Here is a 21,007-nt window from a genome sequence, read left to right as displayed (position 1 = left end):
CTCCGTGGGGAAGGCCAGAAGGCTGGCCGTGGGGAGATCGTTATCGCACCTCAACAATGGTTGAGGTCAAGGGCAGAGGCGATGGACATCGAGGCAGGGCAGTGCCGGCCGCTGGCCGGCAACCCGGCCCGCCCTGATTGCCGGCCAGCGGCCGGCACTACCTTTCACTTCCTCAACTCAACCACTGCTTGCACGCGCCATCTACCTGTTCACCGCACGCCTGCTGCATCCGCTGCTGCAGCCGCGCCAGTGTTTCGGCGCCCTGGTGCTTGCCGCTCCACGCCTTCAACTGCCCGGCCAGGCGTTCGAAGCGCTGGCGGGTGCGCTGGTGGTAGCCCGAAGGCTGCGCTTCCAGTTCCGCGATCAGCGAGGCAGTGGCCTGCTCGATGCGTGGTGCATCGTCCGGTGCCAGCTTCAGCAGGCCCTCCACGTACAGCACGCCCCACTGCACGCGGGTTGCCGGGCCCTGCGCGCCATCGTAGGCGCGCTTCAGCCACGCCAGCGCTCCGGCGGTGTCGCCGCGCTGCTCGGCCAGTTCGGCCAGCTCGGGCATGTAGTAGTACGGCTGTTCGCTGCGCTTCAGTTCGGCCAGCAACAGTGCCTCGGCACCCGCATCATCACCGACCTCGCGCAATGCGTACGCCGCGCTGCTGATCGTCGCCTGGCGTGCGTGCGCATCGGTGGCGGCCGCATCGGCAGCGGCCACGCGCTGCTTGACCCGGTCGACCAGAGCGGCGGGCAGTGCGCCCTTCGGCTGCTGCTGGCGGGCCAGCGATACTTCCGTCAGTGCGCGCGACAATGCGTCGTCGGCGCGGTCGCCGCGCTCGGCATCTGCGCGCTCCAGCGCGACCAGCAGCTGCTGCCCCAGCGTGTTGCGGGTGGCCGGGCCGGCGCTGGCCTGCTTGACCAACGTCGCGCCCGCGTAGCCCAGCAGTTCGCGGTTACGACGGACTTCGGCAGGTTGCGCCAGCACTGCCTGCAGCAGCTCACGCACCTCGGTAGGCGAGCTGGCGGGCGTGTCGGTGGTGGCCAGGGCCAGCAGGGCAAAGCGGCGCTGCAGGGCGGCATCCGGTGCCGCCTTGGACAGCTGGCGCAGTACATCCTGGCTCCTGCGCTCGCCAGCCAGGCGGTTGGCGTCGACTTCCCAGCCGTAGTCGCCCAGCACCTGCCAGTCTTCGGCGGCCAATTTTTCCGGCGTGGCCAGTGCCGTCGCCAGGGTGGCGGCGATGGCGCTGCGGCGCCCGGCCGCGACGGTCAATGCCCGGGTCAGTTCGGCGACGTCGTTGCCACCGGCCACGCGGGTAAGTTCATTGCGCTGCGGGTCCAGCACGATCAGGGTCGGGTAGCCGCGCACCCCGAAGCGCTCGCCCCAGGCCTGTGCCCCTTCCTCGTCGCCATCCAGGTAGACCGGCACGAACTTGCCGGTCAACGCGATGAACGCCGGGTCCTTGAACAGCCCGGCCTTGAGCTGGTTGCACGGCGGGCACCAGACCGCGCCCCAGTACAGCAGCACCGGCTTTCCGCTGTCGGCGGCTTCGGCGAAGGCATCGTCCACATCGCCCTGGCGCCACGCGATTGCCTGGGCCGGCGCAGGTGCCTCGGCGGAGTTGGCGGTGGAAACCGGGGCCGGGGTGCAGGCGCTCAGCGCCGAAGCCAGCAGCAACATGGAAAGCGCGACGCGCATCGGCAGCATCTCGAAGGGCAAGGTGACAGGGCATTGTAGGAACGCGCAGGGAACCCGCTGATTCAGTTTGCTTATGACGGGCATGCGGCGGGGCATGACGCCCCCCGGGCATTGGCCGGGTTCCGTGCCTTCAGGCGGCTGCCCGCACCATCTGCTGGTACACCAACCCGTTGAACTCGCCGACATCACCGTCCAGCTCGAAGCCATAGCGCAGGTAGGTAGGCACTGCGTTGAGCGAGGCGCGCACGGTCAGCACCGGGGTGCGCAGGTGCGGCAGCACGGCTTCGAACAGGGCATGGCCGACGCCCTGGCCCTGGCAGCCGGGATCGACGAACAGCATCGCCAGGTGGCGGCCTTCCTTCAGCTCGACCACGCCGACGATGCGGTCGTCCTGCTCGGCCACCAGGATGTGGTTGTCGCCCTGCAGGCGTGCAGCGAACGCGTCGGCGGCGGCGACACTGCCGAAGGTGGCGATGCCGGCCGCGCTGAGCGAGGGCGCGACCGCCGCAGTGAATGCGGCCAGGCATACCGCGCTGATCGCGGGCAGGTCATCAATGTGGGCGGGGCGGATCCTCGGCATGCAGCGTTCTTCCTGTGGTGCGTGGCGTGTCATCGTCGCCCGGTGCCTGCACGCTAAGCTGGTCGCATGAGTGAATTCAATCCCGCCTACGCTTCGTTGTTTCCGCAACAGGGATTGAGCCTGGGCCTGATGACGCCGGTGGCGTCGCAGGGGCTGGCCGATCCGCATGAGGCGCGGCGCATCGCGCGGTTGGCCGACGATCTTGGTTTCGGCGCGTTATGGGCGCGCGATGTGCCGCTGATGGTGCCGCAGGGGCCGGACGCGACAGCAAGTGCATTGGACGATCCGTTCCTGTGGCTGGGCATGCTGGCCGCTGCGACCGAGCGCATCGTGGTCGGCAGCGCGGCCATCGTGCTGCCATTGCGGCAGCCGCTGCAGGTGGCGAAGTCGGCGTTGAGCCTGGACCGGATCGGCGGCGGGCGGTTCGTGCTGGGGCTGGGTTCGGGTGATCGCCCGGAAGAATTCGCTGCGTTCGGCGAGGATCTGGAGGGCAGGGCAGCGACGTTCCGCGAGCGCTGGTCGCTGCTGCGCGCGGCGCTGTCACGGGAGACCGATGAGCGGACCGCCGTACTGCAGGCGACCGGTGGCTTCGACGTACTTCCGGCGCCGGCAACCCGCGTTCCGATGCTGGTGGTGGGTACCGCACGGCAGAGCCTGCAGTGGATCGCGCGCGAGGCCGAAGGCTGGGCCACCTATCATCGTGAGGAGGCCGCGCAGGAGGGGCGCATCGGCCTGTGGCAGCAGGCGCTGGCGCAGCGCGGCGGACCAGGCAAGCCATTCGTGCAGTCGATGCTGCTGGATCTGCAGGCGGATCCGCAGGCGCCAGCCGAGCCGCTGCCGCTGGGCCTGAGGGTCGGCCGCGATGGCCTGCGTGACTATCTGCTGCGCGTGCATGCGCAGGGCGTGGCGCATGTGATGTTCAATCTGGTCGACAACGGGCGGCCGATGGACGCGGTGCTGCGCGAGATCGGGGAGCAGGTGCTGCCGCATATGCTCCGGTAGGTGTCCACCTTGGTGGAGACGCTCCATCGTTGCCAACGCTGCGCTTGCCGGTGTGCTGGAGGTCCGCATCTGCGTATCATTCGCATTTGATACCCCGCTGCCGGAGCCCCGTGTGACCCAACGTTCCCCCATGCACCCGAGCGGACGCCTGTTCGCCGCGGTCGCTTTCATCGAGGCCGTGACCTGGGCCGGCCTGCTCCTCGGAATGTGGATGAAGTACGGCCCGATGGCCAACGTGGCGCTGGTGAAGGTGTTCGGGCCGCTGCACGGCGTGGCTTTCCTCGTCTATGTGGCGGTGACGCTGTTTGCGGCGGTGCGCCTGCGCTGGCCGTGGTGGGCCAGTGTCCTGGCGCTGCTGGCAGCGATCCCGCCGCTGGTGACGCTGCCGCTGGAGTGGTGGTTCAAGCGCCGTGGCCTGCTCGGCCTGCGTGCAATGCGCTGAACCCACTGTTGCGTGCCCATTCAAGAGAATGGGTATCAAATGCAAATACGAGCCGTTATCATTTAAGGACGGCATCTGGCCCTGAGCAGGGCGGTGCCGGGTGGGACGCGCAGGCGCGTCCGGCCAATTCTTCCCTGTTACGGCTGGTGTTTCATGCACGCACGTCCCGTCGTTCCCGGCTTGCCGGCGCTGGTGTTGGCTGCCCTGATCGGCACCATGGCGATGATGTCCTTCGTCGCCGTGATCGGCCCGGTGGTCCGCATGCTCGGTTTGTCCGAGTGGCATGCCGGGCTGTCGGTCACCGCCGCAGGCGTGTTGTGGATGCTGGCCGCGCGCCCCTGGGGCCAGCTCAGCGACCGCATCGGCCGCAAGCGTGTGCTGATGCTGGCGATGAGTGCCTACACCGTGGTCTACATCGCGCTGGCGGTGTTCATCGACGTGGCCCTGCAGGCGGTGCCGCCGGTGCTGGTGTCAGTGCTGGTGCTGGTTGCTGCGCGCGGCCTGATCGGCCTGTTCTACGCAGCGGTGCCTCCTACCGCGGCCGCGCTGATCGCCGACAAGGCGCCGACCGGGCAACGTGCGAAGTTCCTCGCCCGCCTCGGCAGCGCCAACGCATTGGGCATGGTGCTGGGCCCGGCTGCCGCGGGTTGGCTGGCCTATACGAACCTGTCGCTGGCGCTGTATGTAGCCGCACTGTTGCCACTGCTGGCGTTGGCGCTGCTGGCCTGGCGACTGCCGGCCACACCGCCTGTGATGGGCGTTTCCGCCCGGCACCGCGCGCCAATGAGCCGCCTCGACCCGCGCCTGCGCCTGCCGCAGCTGGCGGCGTTCATCGCCATGGTCTCGGTCACCATCGCGCAGGTCACGGTCGGCTTCTTCGCGATTGATCGCCTGGGCCTGGATGCGGCGGCCGGCGCGCGCATGGCCGGCATCGCGCTGACGGCGGTCGGCGTTGGCCTGATCCTGGCGCAGGCGCTGGTGATGAAGCTGGAGGTGCATCCGCGGCGCTGGATCGTCCTCGGCGCCGTGATCTCCGGCATCGGCTTCGCCTCGGTGGCGGGCGTGCAGCAGGGCTGGCAGTTGCCGGCGGCATATGCGCTGGCAGCGTTCGGCATGGGCTTCGTATTCCCCTCGTTCCAGGCGCTGGCCGCCGACGCGGTGGAAGCACACGAGCAGGGCGCCGCCGCCGGCACCGTCGCGGCAGCGCAGGGCCTGGGCATGGTCGCCGGGCCGATGCTCGGCACGCTGTTGTATCGCGGCGGGCCCAGCCTGCCATACCTGCTGGTCGGCGCGTTGCTGCTGTTGCTGTTCGCGCTGGCTGCAGTGCATCGGATGAAGGAGACCCCATGAACGATTCCCTGATGCAGGGCGCGTGGCCGGAGGCTGCGCCAGCGCCGCAGGAGAGCAGCGACGACGCGTCGCTGTTCCTGCTGCAGCACTCTGGCCAGCACGTGCACGCACGCGGTTGCCGCGCCACGCTGCCGGCCGGTGCGCTGGCGACGTTGGCAGAACGTGTTTCGGTGTTCTTTGCCCAGCAGCGCGGCGGCCCGGGCCTGCTGGTTGGCGCGGTGCCGTTCGAGCCGCGTGCCGACGATGCGCTGTACCAGCCCGAGCGCCTGCTGCCGGCGCTGGCACTGCAGCCGCAGGCCGCGCCAGCGCTGGATGGTGCCCTGCAGGCCGAGCCTGCGGCGCAGGCGTACGCGGCGTCGGTGGCTGCCGCGGTGCAGGCACTGCGCGCGCCCGAACTGGACCTTCAGAAGGTGGTGCTGGCGCGCAGCCTGCTGGCACGCACCCACCGGGCGCTGTCTCCGGACGTGCTGCTGGCACGCCTGGGCGCGGATCCTTCGGTGGCGACCTACGCAGTGCCGTTGCCGGTGGAGCTGGGCCAGGCCCCGGCCTGGCTGGTGGGGGCGACCCCGGAACTGCTGCTGCGCAAGCGCGGCGCCGAACTGTTGTCTCATCCGTTGGCGGGCTCTGCGCGGCGCAGCGCCGATGCCGCCGAAGACGAGCGTGCGGCGCAGGACCTGCTGGCCTCGACCAAGGACCATGACGAGCACCGTCATGTGGTCGAGGCGATCGTCGAGGGTCTGGCGCCGTATTGCAGCCACATCGATGCGCAGCCGCGGCCGGTGCTGCATGCCACCGCCAGCATGTGGCATCTGGGTACACGCATCCATGCCACGCTGAAGGATCCGCACACGTCGGCCGCCGAGCTGCTGGCGCAGCTGCACCCTACGCCGGCGGTCTGCGGTACGCCGCGGTTGGCGGCGCTGCAGTGCATCCGCGAGCTGGAAACGGTGCCGCGCGGCTTCTATGCCGGTGCCGTGGGCTGGTTGGATGCGCAGGGTGACGGCGACTGGTATGTGGCAATCCGCTGCGCACGCCTGCAGGGAATGCAGCTGCGCCTGTTCGCCGGCGCCGGCATCGTTGCCGACTCGCAGCCCGAGGCCGAGGTGGCCGAGACCGCAGCGAAGTTCGCTGCCCTGTTGAACGCGCTGGGTGTCCATGAATCCGCGCCCGCCATCGAGCCTGCCGCATGAGTACCTCCACTGACTCTTCCCGCCTGCCACTGCAGCAGGTGTGGCCGGATGACCTGATGGCGCGCTATCGCGAGGCCGGTCATTGGCGTGGCGAGACCTTCCCGGCGTTCCTGCGCGAGCGGGCAGAGCGTTTCGCCGATGACATCGCGGTGGTCGCCGGCGACGTACGCCTGAGCTACGCGCAGCTGTGGCACGAGGCCGGGCGAATCGGTGCCGGCCTGCTGGCGCTCGGCCTGCAGCCAGGGGAGCGGGTGCTGGTGCAGCTGGGCAACACGGCAGGCTTCATCACCACGGTCTGCGGCCTGTTCCGCGCCGGGCTGGTGCCGGTGTACGTGTTGCCGGCGCACCGCATGACCGAGCTGGTGCACTTCGCCAGCAAGGCCGAAGCCAGTGCCTACATCACCACCGCACTGCACGATGGCTTCGATCATCGCGGGCTGGCGCGAGCGCTGCAGGTCGAAATGCCGGCGGTGCGCCATGTGGTGATCGACGGCGAGGCGGCGGAGTTCATCGCGCTGGAGGCGCTGCAGGGCGATCGCAGCCGGCTGCCGGCCGATCCGGACCCGCAGTCGGTGGCGTTCCTGCAGATTTCCGGTGGGAGCACCGGGCTGTCCAAGCTGATTCCACGCACGCACGACGACTACATCTATTCGTTCCGTGCCAGCAATCAAATCTGCGGCATCGACCGCGACAGCGTCTATCTGGTAGCGCTGCCGGCCGCGCACAATTTCCCGATGAGCTCGCCCGGCTTCTTCGGCGCGTTGTACGCCGGCGCCCGCGTGGTGTTCAGTCCCGGCCCCGGGCCGGATGCGGCCTTCCCGCTGATCGCCCGCGAAAGGGTGACCTGCTGCGGCCTGGTGCCGCCGCTGGCGCTGCTGTGGGCGCAGGCCGCCGCCACCAGCAAGCATGACCTGTCGAGCCTGCAGGTACTGCAGGTGGGCGGTGCCAAACTGGTGCCGGAAGCCGCACGGCGGGTGATCGACGGCCTTGGCTGCACGCTGCAGCAGGTGTTCGGCATGGCCGAAGGCCTGGTCAACTACACACGGCTGGATGATCCGGAGGACCTGATCGTGGCCTGCCAGGGCCGGCCGATCAGTCCGGACGACGAAGTGCGCGTGGTCGATGACCATGACCAGCCGGTGGCCGAAGGCGAGGTGGGGCATCTGCTCACCCGTGGCCCGTACACCATCCGTGGCTACCATAACGATGCAGTGGCCAATGCGCGCTCGTTCACCGACGACGGTTTCTACCGTACCGGTGACCGCGTGCAGCAGCTGCCCGGGGGCTACCTGGTGGTACAGGGGCGTGCGGGTGACCACATCAACCGGGCGGGCGAGAAGATCTCTGCCGAAGAGATCGAGGACCACTTGCTGGCATATCCGGGCGTGTTCGATGCGGCCGTGGTCTCGATTCCCGACGAGTACCTGGGCGAGCGCAGCTGTGCCTTTGTGATCCCGCAAGGCGAACCGTTCAAGGCGCCCGCACTGAAGGCCTGGATGCGCGGGCGCGGCCTGGCTGCGTTCAAGGTGCCCGACCAGGTCGTGTTCGTCGACAGCTTCGATACCACCGCGGTCGGCAAGGTCAGCCGCCGCGAACTGCGCGCGCAGCTGCGTGCGCGTCATCTGCAACAGACAGGAGGAACGCGCTGATGGCGCTGCCCCGTATCACCGACTACCCCTTGCCGACCGCCGCTGAGCTACCGCAGGCGCGCGGGCCGTGGCGTCCCCGGCGCGATCGTGTCGCGCTGCTGGTGCACGACATGCAGCGTTATTTCCTGGCCGCATTCGACGCCGGCAATGCACCGCTGCGACCGGCCGTGGACAACATCGCACGCCTGTTGGCGCATTGCCGCGCGCACGGCATTCCGGTGTTCTACACCGCGCAGCATGGTGACCAGGACCGTCGAGACCGTGGCCTTCAGGCCGACCTGTGGGGGCCGGGCATGCGTCGCAGCGCCGACCATGAACCGATCATCGAGGCGCTGGCACCGCAACCGGGCGAGCACGTGCTGGTGAAGCACCGCTACAGCGCATTCCAGCGCAGCAACCTGGAGACGCTGATGCGGGTGCGTGGACGCGACCAGTTGCTGGTGACCGGCGTGTACGCCCATATCGGCTGCACCGCGACCGTGGTGGATGCCTTCCAGCGTGATATCGAGGCCTTCATCGCCGCTGATGCGGTGGCGGACTTCTCGCGCGCCGATCACGATCAGGCGCTGCATTGGATCGCGCGTACCTGTGGCGTGCCGATGACCACCGACCACCTGCTGGAGGTGCTGTGATGGCCGCGACCGGTGAAGTGCTGGATCTTGAGCGGATGCGTGCCGACGTGGCGCGCGTGCTGGAGTGCACGCCGGCCGAGATCGGTGACGACGACAACCTGATCGACCTGGACCTGGATTCAATGCGCATGCTCGGCCTGGTCCTGGCCTGGGGCAACACTGGCCTTCCGCTGGAGTTCTCGCAGCTGGCCGAGCACACCACGCTGCGCCAGTGGTGGGGTGTGGTGCAGCAACTGCAGGCCGCGCAGAACGCATGAACACCGCAGCGCTGGCCACGCCGGTGGCGTTGACCGAGGCCCAGGCCGGGCTGTGGTTTGCACAGCGGCTGGCACCGGACAATCCGTCATTCAATACCGCGCACGCGGTATGGATCGACGGCCCGCTGGAGGTGGCCGCATTCGTCGCAGCGGCAGACCAGGCTGCGCGCGAGGCGGAGGCCTTCGCATTGCGCTTTGCCGAAGGGGCCGATGGCCAGCCACTACAGTGGCATGACCCGGTACACGTGCCGCTGCTTTCGGTACGCGATGTTTCCGCCGAGCCGGATCCCGCCGCTGCGGCGCGCAGCCTGATGCACACCGACCGGTTGAGCCCGGTTGATCCCACCCGCGACCGGATCAGCCAGCAGGTGCTGCTTGAACTGGGCGGGCAACGCTGGGTGTGGTACCTGCGGGTGCATCATCTGGCCGCCGATGGCTACGGCATGGCGCTGTTCACCGATCGCGTGTGCGCGTTGTACGCCGGCCGCAGGGGTGAGCCACTGCCAGGACTGGCCGGTGTGCTGGCCGATGATGCCGCCTACCGTGCCGATCCGCGCCGCGCGCTGGCCGGGCAGTGGTGGCGTGAGCAGATGCAGGGCGCACCGGCAGGCGCAGGCCTGGCCGGCACGCTCGCGGCCAGTGACGACGCGCTGCGCCGGGTGCAGTCGCTCGATACGGCCTTCCGTGAGCAGTTGCTGCAGGCCTCGGTACGTTGGCTGCAGCCCTGGCCGGATGTGCTGGCCGCGTTGTCGGCCGAGTACCTGCGGCGGATGAGCGCTGCCGATGAAGTGGTGCTGGGCGTGCCCTACATGGGGCGGCTGGGCAACGCGTCGGCGCGGGTGCCGGCGATGGTGATGAATGTGTTGCCGCTGCGCGTGGCGGCCGGCGAGGGCAGCGTCGAGGCCTTTGCCCGGGGCCTGGGTCGCCAGCTCAGCCAGGGCCGCAGGCACGGCCGTTACCGGGGCGAGCAGCTGCGCCGGGACCTGGGCCTGGTCGGCGCGCAGCAGCGCCTGCACGGTCCGCTGGTGAATGTGCAGCCGTTCTACAGGCCGCTGGCGCTGACTGGCGTGCAGGCGGCGCTGGAGGTGCTGTGCACCGGGCCGGTGGATGACCTGGCGCTGGGCTTCCGTGGCGATGGCCAGCATCTGCTGGATCTGGAGATCGAGGCCAATCCCGCGCTGTACAGTCGCGAGGATGTCGAGGCGCACGCGGCGCGGCTGCTGCATTTCGTGTCGGCGGCGCTGCAGGCTGACGATATCGCCGCCATACCCCTGGCGACGCCCATGGAGGCGCAGCAGGTGCTGCACGGTTTCAACGCCACCGCGCACGCGCTCCCGGAGACGACCCTGGTCGCGTTGCTGCAGCAGGGCATGGATCGGGACCCGCACGCGCCAGCGCTGGTGTTCGGCGACACGACGCTGCACTACGCAACGCTGGAAGCGCGCAGTTTCGCGCTGGCGGCACAGTTGCGGGCGATGGGTGTCGGCCCGGGCAGCGTGGTGGCGGTGGCATTGCCGCGTTCGCTGGCGCTGGTGGTCGCGCTGGTCGCGGTGCTGCGCGCAGGCGCCGCCTACCTGCCGCTGGATCTTGCCCATCCCGACGAGCGGCTGGCGCGCATCTTCGCCTCGGCGCAACCGGTGTGCGTTCTGGCTGCGGCGGAGGTTTCGGCGCGCACGGCCGGCGTGCCGGTGCTCGCGCCGGAGCAGTGGACCGCGCTGAGCTTCGCCGCGCCGTGGGCCGATCCTGCGCCCAGCGACGCAGCGTATGTGATCTATACCTCCGGCTCGACCGGGGAACCGAAGGGCGTGGTCATCGAACACCGCGCCATCGTCAACCGCCTGCTATGGATGCGCGAGCAGTACGGCATCCGCGCCGATGACCGCGTGCTGCAGAAGACCCCGGCCACCTTTGATGTCTCGGTCTGGGAGTTCTTCCTGCCGTTGCTGTGCGGGGCCACGCTGGTGGTTGCCGGGCCCGATGCGCATCGCGACCCCACTGAACTGGCGCGCCTGATCCGTGGCCATGGCATCACCACGGTGCATTTCGTGCCGTCGATGCTCGATGCCTTCCTCGCTGCACCGGCCTCCGAAGGCCTGCAGCTGCGACGGGTATTCACCAGTGGCGAGGCGCTGGACGCCGCGTTGCGCGACCGCTTCCACGCGCGCGTGAACGCCGAGCTGCACAACCTGTATGGCCCGACCGAAGCGGCCGTGGACGTCAGCTATTGGCCGGCGTCGGCGCAGGATCGCTCGCGGCCGGTGCCGATCGGGTTCCCGGTCTGGAACACCCGCCTGTACGTGCTGGACGCCCGGATGCAGCCGGTGCCGATAGGCGTGGCCGGTGACCTGTACCTGGGCGGCATGCAACTGGCACGTGGCTATCTCGGTCGCGACGACCTGACCGCCGAGCGCTTCCTCGCCGATCCGTTCCTGCCTGGCGAACGCATCTATCGCACCGGCGACGTAGCTCGTTGGCGCCGCGATGGTGCGGTCGAGTACCTGGGCCGCAGCGACCATCAGGTGAAACTGCGCGGCGTGCGCATCGAACTGGGTGAGATCGAGGCGGCTTTGCGCGAACTGCCGGGCATGGAGCGCGTGGAAGTACTGCTGCGCCAGGACGCGCCCGGCGATGCCCGGCTGGTGGCCTATGTGCCAACCGCGCTTGCCGACCCCGTCATGCTGCGCATCCACCTGGCCACGCGCGTACCGGATTACATGGTGCCCTCGGCGTTTGTCGGCGTGGACCACTGGCCGGTGACCGCCAACGGCAAGCTCGACCGCAACGCATTGCCGAAGCCACCCCAACGTGAAGTTGCCGGCTTGGCGCCGCGCACGCCGTTGGAACAGGAGCTGGCGTTGCTGTTCGCCCAGGCACTCGGGCGTCAAGCGCCGGTGGCGGTGGATGCGGATTTCTTCAGTCTCGGCGGTGACTCGCTGTCGGCGGTGCACCTGCTGCTGGCCATCGAGCAGCGCTGGCGCTGCGATCTGGGTTTGGGTGCCTTGTTCGCGCAGCCCACCGTGGCTGCGCTGGCGGTTCGCCTTGCCGAGCCGCCCGCGCTGGCCGATCACGCACTGGGGCCGGTAATCGCGCTGGCCGCGACCGAAGCGGGCGGGTCCACGCCGCTGTTCGTGCTGCACCCGGCCGGTGGCATCGCCTGGAACTACCGCACCCTGGCCCGGGCACTGCAACCCGCCCGCCCGGTGTATGGCCTGCAGTCGCCGGCACTGGACGCGCGGCTGCCACTGCCGAGCAGTATCGAGGCGATGGCCAACGATTACGTACAGCGCGTGGTCGCACTACAGCCGAAGGGGCCGGTGCATTTGCTGGGCTGGTCGGTGGGCGGCATCCTGGCCCAGGCGATGGCGGTGCGGCTGCATGAGATCGGCCGCGACGTCGGCGAGCTGGTGCTGCTGGACGCCTATCCCAGCGAGTGCTGGCGGGCCGAGCCGGAACCCGATCCCATCGCTGCATTGCGGGCACTGCTGGCGATTGCCGGTCATGACCCGGATGCGCATCCGGAACTGGACAGCCGGGAACGCATTCTCGCGTTCCTGCGTCGTGGTGGCAGTGCACTGGGGAGTCTGCCGGATGTGGTGCTCGATGGCGTGGTGCGCGCCGTGACCGGCACCAATCGACTGATCCGTGAACATATCCACCGGCCGTTCGATGGCACGCTGGTGCATGTGCGTGCGGGCCGGGATCACCAGGCGCGGCCACAGTTGCAGTCGGCGTTGTGGCGGACACACGCGCGCAGGGTGCAGTCGTTGGAACTGCCGTTCCTGCATGCAGAACTGACTGGCCGCGATGCGGTGGCGCAGCTGGCGCCGTGGTTGTCGGCGCGGTTGCGCCAATGGGACGAGCAACAGGAGATCGCAGCATGCAGTTGACCGGCTTTGAAGGTCGCGTGGCACTGGTGACCGGCGCCGCCGGCGGCATCGGCGAGGCACTGGTACGGTTGCTGGCCGCGGCCGGTTGCACCGTGGTGGCGACCGATCGCGAGGCACCGCGCGTGTCAGATACCCGGGTGACGTCGTTTGCACTCGACGTAACCGACAGCGCCGCGGTGGACGCCCTGGTGGACCAGGTCGAGTCCAGCATCGGGCCGATCCTGTTGGCCGCCAGCGTGGCCGGCGTACTGCATGTGGGCGGTGTCACCGAGACCGGCGACGACGACTGGCGCCGTGTATTCGCGGTCAATGCCGATGGCGTGTTCCATGTCGGCCGTGCGCTGGCGCGGGTGATGTCGCCGCGCCGGCAGGGCGCAATCGTTACCGTCAGCTCGAATGCGGCTGGCGTGCCGCGGCACGGCATGGCGGCGTATGCCGCGTCCAAGGCCGCCGCCACGATGTTCACCCGCTGCCTCGGGCTGGAGCTGGCGCCGTTGGGCATCCGCTGCAACATCGTCGCCCCGGGGTCCACGCTGACCCCGATGCAGACCGGCATGTGGCAGGACGAGCACGGCGCCGAACGGGTGATCGTCGGCAGCCTTGAGACCTACAAGGCCGGCATTCCACTGCGCAAACTCGCCACGCCGGAAGACATCGCGCACTCGGTGATGTTCCTGCTCTCCGAGCAGGCCGGGCACGTAGCGATGAGCGACCTGTACGTGGACGGTGGCGCCACCCTGCGCGGCTGAGGTCCTCAGAGCCGAACCCATGACTCGGCTGATTCAGAAGGCAGCCGGTGTAGCTGTGAATGCCAACCCGGCGTGGCATGGGCATTCTTGAATCTGTTTGTTCAGCAATGCTGTTCGATCAGACCGATGATGTGACCGAGTAGGCCATCTAATGAAGTGAATTCTTCGTAGACATTATCGAACGCTACTTTGTCACGGACCTGGTACCGCCCTGTTGCGAATTCAAAGACGTAGCAATCCATATCGCTCTCTCCGAGTTCTACATAGCCGCCCATGGATCCCTGGTCGCAAGCGAGAAGGTTCATTTCCACCAAAGCAAGCGCTGACCCGCCATCGCGGTATGAGCGTGAAGTGCTCGAGTAGAGGAAGACTCCTGCTGCCGCCAAGCCATCGTGGCGTGAAAGAAAGCCCAGATAGGACTCCGGCAGGGTGATACCTAGCGTAGAAAGCACCAAGCTCTGGAGCGCGTCGACGTGAGAACGTCCAAGTGGAGGGCCAAGGTACATCTCGGCTTCGTTGAGATTCGCGCGGAGCTTGAGAAGTCTGGCTTCTACTGAAGGCTGCATTTGTTGAGATTGAATTCGTGTGCAATGAGGGCAGTCAGACACTGTGGAATTCTTCATTCGACGTCAATGGTAGTCGCCCCAAGCTGTTCAAGTTGGTCAACCATTGACGTGGTTGGCTCGCGGTAGCGATTGGACAGCAGCGCTGCTGGGAGTCGATAAGCGCCAAGCAATGTTGGCGTAACCAGCAGCGTGGATCAGGATTGTCGTGTCCAAGGGGCGCCGAACGAGGTCGGCGTAATGTGTTCAACCCGCGCTGCGCGGCTTGCGTGTCCGTTTCGGCTTTGCGGTCTCACCGCCGCTGGCGGCGCTGTCCTGCAGCGCCTGCAGCCAGGACAAGGTGTCCACATAGTCGATGAAATGCCGCAGGTAGCCGGGGCTGGTGGCCTGCATCGTGTCGAGCATGCGTTGCACCAGCACCGCCGAGTTCAGCGGGCCGCCATCGGCCGGGGCCTCGGCGCGCAGCGAGCGGCGCACCTGCAGTTCGCTGCGCAGCTCCGACCACTCGCGCTGCACCTGCTGCAGCATCGGCACCTGCGGGTAATGCGGCAGCGAGCGCGACCCCGCATCGAGGTCACGCACCAATGCGCGCAGGCCTTCCAGGGCGGGCGGCTTACTTGCCATCCGCCGCCTTGGGCTTGGGAATCGGCGCGATCTCCACGCGGCGGTTGCGTGCGCGGCCTTCCTCATTGGCGTTGGAACTGACCGGCTGCTCGCTGCCGAACGCGGCGGCGAACACGGCATCAGCGGGTACGCCGTCGGCAATCAGGGTGCGGGTCACGGTCAGCGAACGCTGCGCGGACAGCTCCCAGTTGTCGGCGAAGCGGCGGTTGCCTTCGCGCACCGGCGCATCGTCGGTGAAGCCGCTGACCATCAGGATCTCCTCGCGGCTGCCCAGGTAGGCGGCCAGCGGCGCGGCCAGGCTGCGCAGCAGCTCCTGGCCTTCCGGCTGCAGCTGGTCGGAGTTGAGCGCGAACAGCACGCTGCCGCTGATGCCGATGCGGCCGTCGACCAGCGTCACGCGACCGGCAGCCAGCGGGCCAGCCAGTGCCTGTTCGAGCGTCTGCAGGCGCTTGGCTTCGGCCTGGCGCTGCTTCACTTCCTGGTCCAACCGCTGCGACAGCTCCAGCTGCACCGCGACAACACCTACCAGTATCAGCACGAACGCACCCAGCAGCACCGACATCAGGTCGCCGAAGGCGGCCCAGATCGGGGCGTGCGAGCCGCCGTCAACCTCCAGCTCGTCGCTCATGCGCTGCCGGCCTTGCCGCGGCGTGCGGCCAGCTGCTGCAGTTCTTCCATCACCTGCTTCTGCGACAGCAGGCTGAGGTCGACCACCTCGCGCGCCTGCGCCACGTAGTAAGCCAGCTGCTCATCGCTGCGGGCCAGCGAGGCATCCAGCGCGCCACCGATCTGTTCCAGGCGGCCGGACAACTCGGTGGAGGCGTTGCCGAACTGCGCGACGGCCTCGCCGAAGGAGGCGGCCAGCTGGCTGACTTCACCTGCGCTGCCGTTGAGCGCTGCGGCAATGCCATCCAGCTTGCCGGTCTCTGCGGCGATATGGTCGGTAAAGCGATTGCCAACGCGCTCCAGCAGCTCGGCCGAGCCACCGACCAGCGCGTCCACGGCGGTGCGCTGTTCGTGCGAGGCATGGTTGATCGCATCGAGCAGGGTCTGCACGGTGGCCAGCAGGCGGCCGCGCTCTTCCAGCATCGCGTTGTCGCGCACCAGACTCTCGGACAGCGTGCTGCGCAGCTCGTTGATGACGTCGGCAGCAGCTTTCGGTGCCGCCGCCGCGGTCTGCAGCAGGGCGGAAACTTCAGCCAGCGTGGCGCTGGCCTGCGCGCGACCGTTCTCGCCGATCTGCTGTGCGGTGGCCGCCAGCGTGTCGCAGACCTGCTGCTGCTGCGCGGCCAGGCGTTCGCCGTTGGCCTGCAGGCGCTCGGCCAGGTCGCTGGAAAGGTGCTGCAAGGCATCGCTCCAGCGCTGCAGGCGCTGTTCGTCGCCGGCCTGCAGCTGCGCCTGCAGCGCGGCGTGGGCCTGCTGCAACTCGGCGCTGACCGCGTCCCAGCGCGCCTGGCGCTGCTGCTCGCGGCTGTCCAGGCTGGCCTGCAGCTCGGCATGCGCGGTCGCGGCGGCGGTCTGCGCGGCCTGCCACTGCTGCGAGCGCTGCGCTTCATGATCCTGCAGCAGTGACTGGCTGGCGCTGTGCTGCTGCTCCAGTGCCTGCAGCAGCGCCTGCGCACGCGCATCCAGATGTTCGCTGGCGGCGATCAACGCCTGCTGCTGGCGCTCGACCAGCGCGCTGTTGAGGGCCTGCTGCTGCTCGGCGGCGGCACGCAAGGCGTCTGCATTGCTCTGTGCATCGGCCTGCAGGCGCTCGCCGATACGCGTGACCAGTGCTTCGGCGTGCGTGCCCTGACCATCGCTGAAGGCCTGCAGGTGCTGGCGCAGTTCGCTCACCAGCGCCTGCTGCGCCTGGGTCTGTTCACTCACCACCTTGGCCCAGCTGGCTTCGGTGGCGACCCGGCTGCGTTCGAAACCGTCGCTCAGCCCCGCCAACTGCTGTTGCACGGCCCGCTCGACACGGGCATGCAGCGCCTCGCCGTGCTGGGCCAGGCCCGCCAGCGTGGTTTCCGCCATCGGCCGCAGCGCGCCACCGATGGCTGCGGCGCTGGCTTCGGCCCCTTCGCGCAGCGACTGCTGCAGCGACAGGGCCAGCCGTTCCTGCAGGGCCTGGCTCTGGGTCAGGAACTCGGCCTGGCCGGACAGCAGGCGCTCGTTTGCAGCCGTGCTGTGCCTTTCAAAGGTCTGCGTCATCGCCTGCAGGCGGTCGACCAGCGCCGGCAGCGCGGCGGACTGTGCCTGCAGCAGGCGCAGCGATTCGGCGCGCTGCCAGGCCTGCGAATGCGGGTGCAGGTCGCCGGCAATGGCGCGGTCCAGCTGCTGCACGGCCTGCAGGCGATCGCGGCGCAGCAGCGCCGCCAGCAGGCCGAGCATGGCCGAGCTGGCCACACCGGCGATCGAGGTACCGAAGGCCACCGCAAGGCCCTGCACCGGCGAGGCCAGCGAGCCGCGGATGGCAGCCATGTCGGTGGCGCTCTGCAGGGCCAGGCCGGTGCCGCGCAGGGTATCCATCATGCCCAGCAGGGTGCCGAGCATGCCCAGCAACACCAGCAGGCCGACCAGGTACGGGGTCAGCACCGGCGCGGGCAGGGCAGTGCGCTCGCCTTCCACGCGCAGGCGCACGGCGTTGCGCAGGCCCACCGGCACGCGCTCCAGCCAGGGGGCAAGGCTTTCCTTCGCGCTGGACAGGTCGTTCAGTGCGGCGCGCAGGCCGTTGCTGGCCTGGCGGTAGCGGTACAGCTCGACGCCGCCGGCGATGTAGCAGGCCGCGATGATCGCCGCCACCGCTGCACCCAGCGGATGCACCGACACATAGCCAATGCCGATCCAGCACACGGCCAACAGGCCGACAAGGAAAACAATGACATGGAAAGCAGTTCTGGACATGGTGTTCCGGTCAGTGGGAGCGCAGGGCGTCTTGCAGCCCTTGGATCGGGTGGAAGCGCAGCTGCAGCTCAGCCAGCAGCAGCGTGCGCATGTCGTGGCGGAAGGCCGCGCGCCAGCCGGGCTGGCCGTGCACGCGTTCAAAGCGGGCGCCGAGCACCGTCGGCGCGATTGCCAGCAGGCTGTGCTCGCGCGGGGTGAGGGTCTGTTCCATCACCGCATCTACTTCGGCCAGCCGAGCCAGGTCGGGCGACGCCTGCACCAGCTGGTCGCGCAGTCGGCCGCGCAGGCGCCCGGTGGCGGTCTGGATGGCCTGCTGCAGCACCCGGTAGCGCTGGCGCAGCGAAGCGAAGTTGGGTGCGGCAGCGGCCTCGGCCAGGTCCAGCAGGCGCTCGGCCTCGGCGTCCTCGCGGATGGAGGCCAGCAGGCTGGCATGGGCCTGGGCGCAGTCGGCCAGTACATCCTCGACCCCCTCGGCAGCCTCGCCGGGGTCGGGCAGGCGTCCGCCCAACGCGCCGGACAGGGCCACGGCACGGCTCCAGTCCACCCACTGGCCGAGGCGATCGGTCAGGGCGGGACTGCTGGCCGGCATCGCGCCGTCGCTGAGACGGGCGAGCAGGCGGAGGAACTCCGGTCCACCCAGGACCGGCTGCGCTGCGTTCGCCATCAAGGGGTGAGGGGCCAAAAACCGTTGATTTTACAACCAGATGACCCCGGCTGGATGAAGGCGGGGCCTGGGTGGCGGTACCCGCAGGCGCGACAAGGCTTAGAATGTCCGGCTGCATCCATCCGTTCGACCCCTGGAGTACCCCATGACTGTTGCGCAGTTCTACCCGATCGGCACCCCCGGACAGCCCTGGGGCGACGCGGAACGCGCACAGTGGCGGGCCCGCCAGCAGCGCCAGCGCAGCTACCACGATGACGTGGTGGCCGCGCTCGAGCGCCTGGACGATAGCTTCGATGTGATCCAGTACGGCCAGCTGGACTATGCGCCGGACCATTACCCGCTGTTCGCGGTGGTCAACCACGACTGGAACCCGGCGCTGCCGACCGCGCTGATCACCGGCGGCGTGCATGGCTACGAGACCAGCGGCGTGCATGGCGCCCTGCAGTTCCTGGAACAGCAGGCCGAGCGTTACCTGGGCCGGCTGAACCTGATCGTGGCGCCGTGCGTCAGTCCGTGGGGCTACGAGCGCATCCAGCGCTGGAACCCGGATGCCATCGACCCCAACCGCAGCTTCCGTGACGGCGGCCAGATCGAAGAGGCCGCTGCGCTTATGCGCTGGGTGGCTGAGCGCAAGCCGAACCTGCTGGTGCACCTGGACCTGCACGAAACCACCGACAGCGACCTGCACGAGTTCGACCCGGCGCGTTGCGCCCGCGATGGCAAGCCGTTCGAGCGCGACACGATTCCCGATGGCTTCTATGTGATCGGCAACAGCGAAGACCCGCAGGCCGAGTTCCAGAAGGCCCTGATCGCCGCAGTGGCGCCCGTCACCCACATCGCCCCGGCCGATGCCGAAGGCAACCTGGTCGGCCTGCCGCTGCAGTCGCCGGGCGTGGTCTGGGGCGAGTCGCGTTCGATCGGCGCCTGCGCCGGCTTCACCGACGCGCGTTTTGCCACCACCACCGAGGTCTACCCGGACAGCCCGCGCACCAACCCGCAGGAATGCAACGACGCCCAGGTGGCGGCGGTGTGCGCCGGCCTGGATTTCGCCCTGGCGGCGCAGTAGCGCGCCACGTTGCGGGCAGCGATCGGCATCAGCCGGCGCTGCTTCTTCACCGGCGTGGCGGCCACAGCCGGCGAACCCGACGCGCGGCATCCGGCAAACACATCCAGATCGCGTTCGTACACGACGCTGCTGACGCCAAACAGGCCCAGCAGCGAGTGGAAGACGTTGTCGTGGCTGTGCGCCCGGTGCAGGGCATTCCCACGCAGGCAGGCCGTGTCCAGGCCCGCGTTGCGGCCGAAGCCCGCTGAGAACCACATCACCAGCGGCACCTGGGTCTGCTCGCGCGGTGCGATGAAGTAAGGCGTACCGTGAAGGTACATGCCGCGTTCGCCGAGCGACTCGCCATGGTCGGACACATAGATCAGCGCGACATCGCGCTGGTCCGAATAACCCTGCAGCAGGTCGATGGTCTCCGCCAGCACCCGGTCGGTATGCACCAGGGTGTTGTCATAGGTGTTGACCAGTGCCTCGTTGCTGCAGTGCTGGATCTGGTTGCTGTCGCAGGTCGGGCTGAAGGCCCGCGACGCTGCGGGATACCGTTCAAAGTAGGTCGGCCCATGGCTGCCGAGTTGATGCAGCACGACCAGGGCATCGCCGTGGATGGCGTCGATGCGTGCGCCGAGCTGATGCAGCAGCACGTCGTCGTAGCAGGTGCCGTCGGCGTTGACGCACTGGCCGGCCACCTTCAGCGCAGGCATGTCCTCGGTCGGCACGCGCTCGCACACGCCCTTGCAGCCGCCATTGTTGTTGTTGCGCCAGAGCACGCCGACGCCGCTACGCTGCAGGATGTCGAGCACGTTCTCCTCGGTCGCCGCGCGGACGTCGTCGTATTGCTGGCGGGTCATCTGCGAGAACATGCAGGGCACCGAGATCGCCGTTGCGGTGCCGCATGAGGAAACATCACTGAAGCTGATGACGCCTTCCTTGCGCGAGAGCCGGGGATTGGTCGCGCGTGGGTAGCCGTTGAGCTGGAAGTTCTGTGACCGCGCGGTCTCGCCGACGACCATGACCACCAGCTTCGGGCGCGGGCCCGGAATGCGCCGCGCGTCCGTGCCGATCGGGCGCAACGGTTGCTGGCGGGTGCTGTAGAGGCTTTTCAGGTAACCGTGGGTATGGCGCATCACGTTCAACGGCAGCGCCTGGTCGCGGATGTAGCGGTTATTGCGCAGCAGTGAGGAGTAGTCCTTGTAGAACGCAAAGCCGATCACCAGCAGCATCACCAGCGACGCCAGGACGTTGGCCGGCCACACCAGCAGGGAACGTATCGAACCGGCCCCGCTGGTGGTGCGCACCAGGGCCAGCCCGGCAGCGGGCAGCACGCCCAGCGCCAGCAGCGTGAGCAGCAGCGGCAGCGACAGATAGGCGTTCAGTTCGGCCTGGTTGGTCTCGAACACGTTCTGCACCATGCTGCGGTCGATCAGCACGTTGTAGTGCAGCATGAAGTAGCTGCAGGCGGCGCTGACGACGAGGAGCACCACCAGCAACGGCTTGCGCACGAAGGGTAGCGCCAGCAGTGGCGTCAGCATCAGATTGAACAGGCAGAACAGCAGCAGCGGCAGGGTGGCCAGGAACAGGATGCTGCGCACACCGTTGAGATCAATCAGCCCCCACAGCGTCTTCCAGAGGGCGATGTTTCCAATCGTGGCGAAGAACAGTGCGGCGGCCCAGACCAGAACGATTGGATGGGACCGTGGAAAACGGAGGCATTGGCGCACGAGCAGGTTCCGCGGAACAGGAGTGCGCGCAGTATCGAAACGGCTTTATCAGGAAGTTGTCAGC

Annotated in this window: 18 protein-coding genes; 10 read left to right on the top strand and 8 right to left on the bottom strand. The window is 68.4% G+C overall.

The window, feature by feature from the left end; translation table 11 throughout:
• Nucleotides 1-172: 172 nt before the first annotated feature.
• On the bottom strand, nt 173-1,693 hold the full coding sequence (locus AC5P66_RS15740; protein ID WP_495216501.1) for a thioredoxin family protein: 1,521 nt from the start codon (nt 1,691-1,693) through the stop codon (nt 173-175).
• 121 nt (nt 1,694-1,814) lie between these two features.
• Nucleotides 1,815-2,264, bottom strand: a complete 450-nt coding sequence (locus AC5P66_RS15735) for a GNAT family N-acetyltransferase (RefSeq protein ID WP_049439074.1) — start codon at nt 2,262-2,264, stop codon at nt 1,815-1,817.
• Nucleotides 2,265-2,330: 66 nt separating this feature from the next.
• Here AC5P66_RS15735 and AC5P66_RS15730 point away from each other — a divergent pair, with 66 nt between their 5' ends.
• The 9 genes from AC5P66_RS15730 to AC5P66_RS15690 all read left to right on the top strand — a co-directional run bounded on the left by AC5P66_RS15730 (nt 2,331) and on the right by AC5P66_RS15690 (nt 13,422).
• Complete coding sequence (locus AC5P66_RS15730; RefSeq protein WP_099495985.1) at nt 2,331-3,266, top strand: TIGR03571 family LLM class oxidoreductase; 936 nt, start codon at nt 2,331-2,333, stop codon at nt 3,264-3,266.
• 130 nt (nt 3,267-3,396) lie between these two features.
• On the top strand, nt 3,397-3,708 hold the full coding sequence (locus AC5P66_RS15725; protein ID WP_099487962.1) for a DUF3817 domain-containing protein: 312 nt from the start codon (nt 3,397-3,399) through the stop codon (nt 3,706-3,708).
• Between the two features lie 153 nt (nt 3,709-3,861).
• Nucleotides 3,862-5,058 carry an MFS transporter gene (locus AC5P66_RS15720; RefSeq protein ID WP_049414963.1) on the top strand — a complete coding sequence of 399 codons (1,197 nt, stop codon included), beginning with the start codon at nt 3,862-3,864 and terminating at the stop codon, nt 5,056-5,058.
• Complete coding sequence (locus tag AC5P66_RS15715; protein WP_099495986.1) at nt 5,055-6,248, top strand: isochorismate synthase; 1,194 nt, start codon at nt 5,055-5,057, stop codon at nt 6,246-6,248. Before AC5P66_RS15720 ends, AC5P66_RS15715 begins: the two co-directional genes overlap by 4 nt.
• A complete protein-coding gene (locus AC5P66_RS15710; protein WP_099495987.1) occupies nt 6,245-7,897 on the top strand; it encodes a (2,3-dihydroxybenzoyl)adenylate synthase in 1,653 nt (550 codons plus the stop codon). The genes AC5P66_RS15715 and AC5P66_RS15710 overlap by 4 nt, the downstream gene beginning before the upstream one ends.
• Nucleotides 7,897-8,529, top strand: a complete 633-nt coding sequence (locus AC5P66_RS15705) for an isochorismatase family protein (protein WP_049438812.1) — start codon at nt 7,897-7,899, stop codon at nt 8,527-8,529. Before AC5P66_RS15710 ends, AC5P66_RS15705 begins: the two co-directional genes overlap by 1 nt.
• Nucleotides 8,529-8,786, top strand: a complete 258-nt coding sequence (locus tag AC5P66_RS15700; RefSeq protein WP_049414955.1) for a phosphopantetheine-binding protein — start codon at nt 8,529-8,531, stop codon at nt 8,784-8,786. The genes AC5P66_RS15705 and AC5P66_RS15700 overlap by 1 nt, the downstream gene beginning before the upstream one ends.
• On the top strand, nt 8,783-12,673 hold the full coding sequence (locus AC5P66_RS15695; RefSeq protein WP_099495988.1) for an enterobactin synthase subunit F: 3,891 nt from the start codon (nt 8,783-8,785) through the stop codon (nt 12,671-12,673). Before AC5P66_RS15700 ends, AC5P66_RS15695 begins: the two co-directional genes overlap by 4 nt.
• Nucleotides 12,664-13,422 carry a 2,3-dihydro-2,3-dihydroxybenzoate dehydrogenase gene (locus tag AC5P66_RS15690; RefSeq protein ID WP_049414951.1) on the top strand — a complete coding sequence of 253 codons (759 nt, stop codon included), beginning with the start codon at nt 12,664-12,666 and terminating at the stop codon, nt 13,420-13,422. The genes AC5P66_RS15695 and AC5P66_RS15690 overlap by 10 nt, the downstream gene beginning before the upstream one ends.
• Nucleotides 13,423-13,523: 101 nt before the next feature.
• On the opposite strand, the gene AC5P66_RS15685 is transcribed toward AC5P66_RS15690, so the two are convergent.
• The 5 genes from AC5P66_RS15685 to AC5P66_RS15665 form a co-directional block, all read right to left on the bottom strand.
• Nucleotides 13,524-14,045: a YrhA family protein gene (locus tag AC5P66_RS15685; RefSeq protein ID WP_241896208.1), complete on the bottom strand. Its 522-nt coding sequence runs from the start codon at nt 14,043-14,045 to the stop codon at nt 13,524-13,526.
• Nucleotides 14,046-14,231: 186 nt separating this feature from the next.
• Entirely contained in the window at nt 14,232-14,609 is a 378-nt protein-coding gene (locus tag AC5P66_RS15680) for a DUF2894 domain-containing protein (RefSeq protein ID WP_099495990.1), read from the bottom strand.
• Nucleotides 14,599-15,237, bottom strand: a complete 639-nt coding sequence (locus tag AC5P66_RS15675) for an OmpA family protein (RefSeq protein ID WP_021204244.1) — start codon at nt 15,235-15,237, stop codon at nt 14,599-14,601. The genes AC5P66_RS15680 and AC5P66_RS15675 overlap by 11 nt, the downstream gene beginning before the upstream one ends.
• Nucleotides 15,234-17,498, bottom strand: a complete 2,265-nt coding sequence (locus AC5P66_RS15670; protein ID WP_099495991.1) for a DUF802 domain-containing protein — start codon at nt 17,496-17,498, stop codon at nt 15,234-15,236. Before AC5P66_RS15670 ends, AC5P66_RS15675 begins: the two co-directional genes overlap by 4 nt.
• Nucleotides 17,499-17,508: 10 nt before the next feature.
• Nucleotides 17,509-18,162, bottom strand: a complete 654-nt coding sequence (locus AC5P66_RS15665; protein ID WP_049413072.1) for a DUF3348 family protein — start codon at nt 18,160-18,162, stop codon at nt 17,509-17,511.
• 145 nt (nt 18,163-18,307) lie between these two features.
• Here AC5P66_RS15665 and AC5P66_RS15660 point away from each other — a divergent pair, with 145 nt between their 5' ends.
• Complete coding sequence (locus AC5P66_RS15660) at nt 18,308-19,228, top strand: M14 family metallopeptidase (protein ID WP_032962492.1); 921 nt, start codon at nt 18,308-18,310, stop codon at nt 19,226-19,228.
• On the opposite strand, the gene AC5P66_RS15655 is transcribed toward AC5P66_RS15660, so the two are convergent.
• Nucleotides 19,132-20,943 (bottom strand): phosphoethanolamine transferase, encoded by a 1,812-nt coding sequence (locus tag AC5P66_RS15655; RefSeq protein WP_263467726.1) that lies wholly within the window; start codon nt 20,941-20,943, stop codon nt 19,132-19,134. The two genes, AC5P66_RS15660 and AC5P66_RS15655, sit on opposite strands and share 97 nt — an antisense overlap.
• Nucleotides 20,944-21,007 lie beyond the last annotated feature (64 nt).

The organism is Stenotrophomonas sp. YJH_SMC_122 (assembly GCF_059369535.1).
The sequence above is the reverse complement of the archived record's forward strand: the minus strand, read 5'-3'. Positions and strand labels throughout refer to the sequence as shown.

Bases quoted from the DNA above. Each gene is read 5' to 3' on its own strand.
- AC5P66_RS15740 (WP_495216501.1), bottom strand. From the start codon at position 1,693: ATGCTGCCGATGCGCGTCGCGCTTTCCATGTTGCTGCTGGCTTCGGCG.
- AC5P66_RS15735 (WP_049439074.1), bottom strand. From the start codon at position 2,264: ATGCCGAGGATCCGCCCCGCCCACATTGATGACCTGCCCGCGATCAGC.
- AC5P66_RS15730 (WP_099495985.1), top strand. From the start codon at position 2,331: ATGAGTGAATTCAATCCCGCCTACGCTTCGTTGTTTCCGCAACAGGGA.
- AC5P66_RS15725 (WP_099487962.1), top strand. From the start codon at position 3,397: ATGCACCCGAGCGGACGCCTGTTCGCCGCGGTCGCTTTCATCGAGGCC.
- AC5P66_RS15720 (WP_049414963.1), top strand. From the start codon at position 3,862: ATGCACGCACGTCCCGTCGTTCCCGGCTTGCCGGCGCTGGTGTTGGCT.
- AC5P66_RS15715 (WP_099495986.1), top strand. From the start codon at position 5,055: ATGAACGATTCCCTGATGCAGGGCGCGTGGCCGGAGGCTGCGCCAGCG.
- AC5P66_RS15710 (WP_099495987.1), top strand. From the start codon at position 6,245: ATGAGTACCTCCACTGACTCTTCCCGCCTGCCACTGCAGCAGGTGTGG.
- AC5P66_RS15705 (WP_049438812.1), top strand. From the start codon at position 7,897: ATGGCGCTGCCCCGTATCACCGACTACCCCTTGCCGACCGCCGCTGAG.
- AC5P66_RS15700 (WP_049414955.1), top strand. From the start codon at position 8,529: ATGGCCGCGACCGGTGAAGTGCTGGATCTTGAGCGGATGCGTGCCGAC.
- AC5P66_RS15695 (WP_099495988.1), top strand. From the start codon at position 8,783: ATGAACACCGCAGCGCTGGCCACGCCGGTGGCGTTGACCGAGGCCCAG.
- AC5P66_RS15690 (WP_049414951.1), top strand. From the start codon at position 12,664: ATGCAGTTGACCGGCTTTGAAGGTCGCGTGGCACTGGTGACCGGCGCC.
- AC5P66_RS15685 (WP_241896208.1), bottom strand. From the start codon at position 14,045: ATGAAGAATTCCACAGTGTCTGACTGCCCTCATTGCACACGAATTCAA.
- AC5P66_RS15680 (WP_099495990.1), bottom strand. From the start codon at position 14,609: ATGGCAAGTAAGCCGCCCGCCCTGGAAGGCCTGCGCGCATTGGTGCGT.
- AC5P66_RS15675 (WP_021204244.1), bottom strand. From the start codon at position 15,237: ATGAGCGACGAGCTGGAGGTTGACGGCGGCTCGCACGCCCCGATCTGG.
- AC5P66_RS15670 (WP_099495991.1), bottom strand. From the start codon at position 17,498: ATGTCCAGAACTGCTTTCCATGTCATTGTTTTCCTTGTCGGCCTGTTG.
- AC5P66_RS15665 (WP_049413072.1), bottom strand. From the start codon at position 18,162: ATGGCGAACGCAGCGCAGCCGGTCCTGGGTGGACCGGAGTTCCTCCGC.
- AC5P66_RS15660 (WP_032962492.1), top strand. From the start codon at position 18,308: ATGACTGTTGCGCAGTTCTACCCGATCGGCACCCCCGGACAGCCCTGG.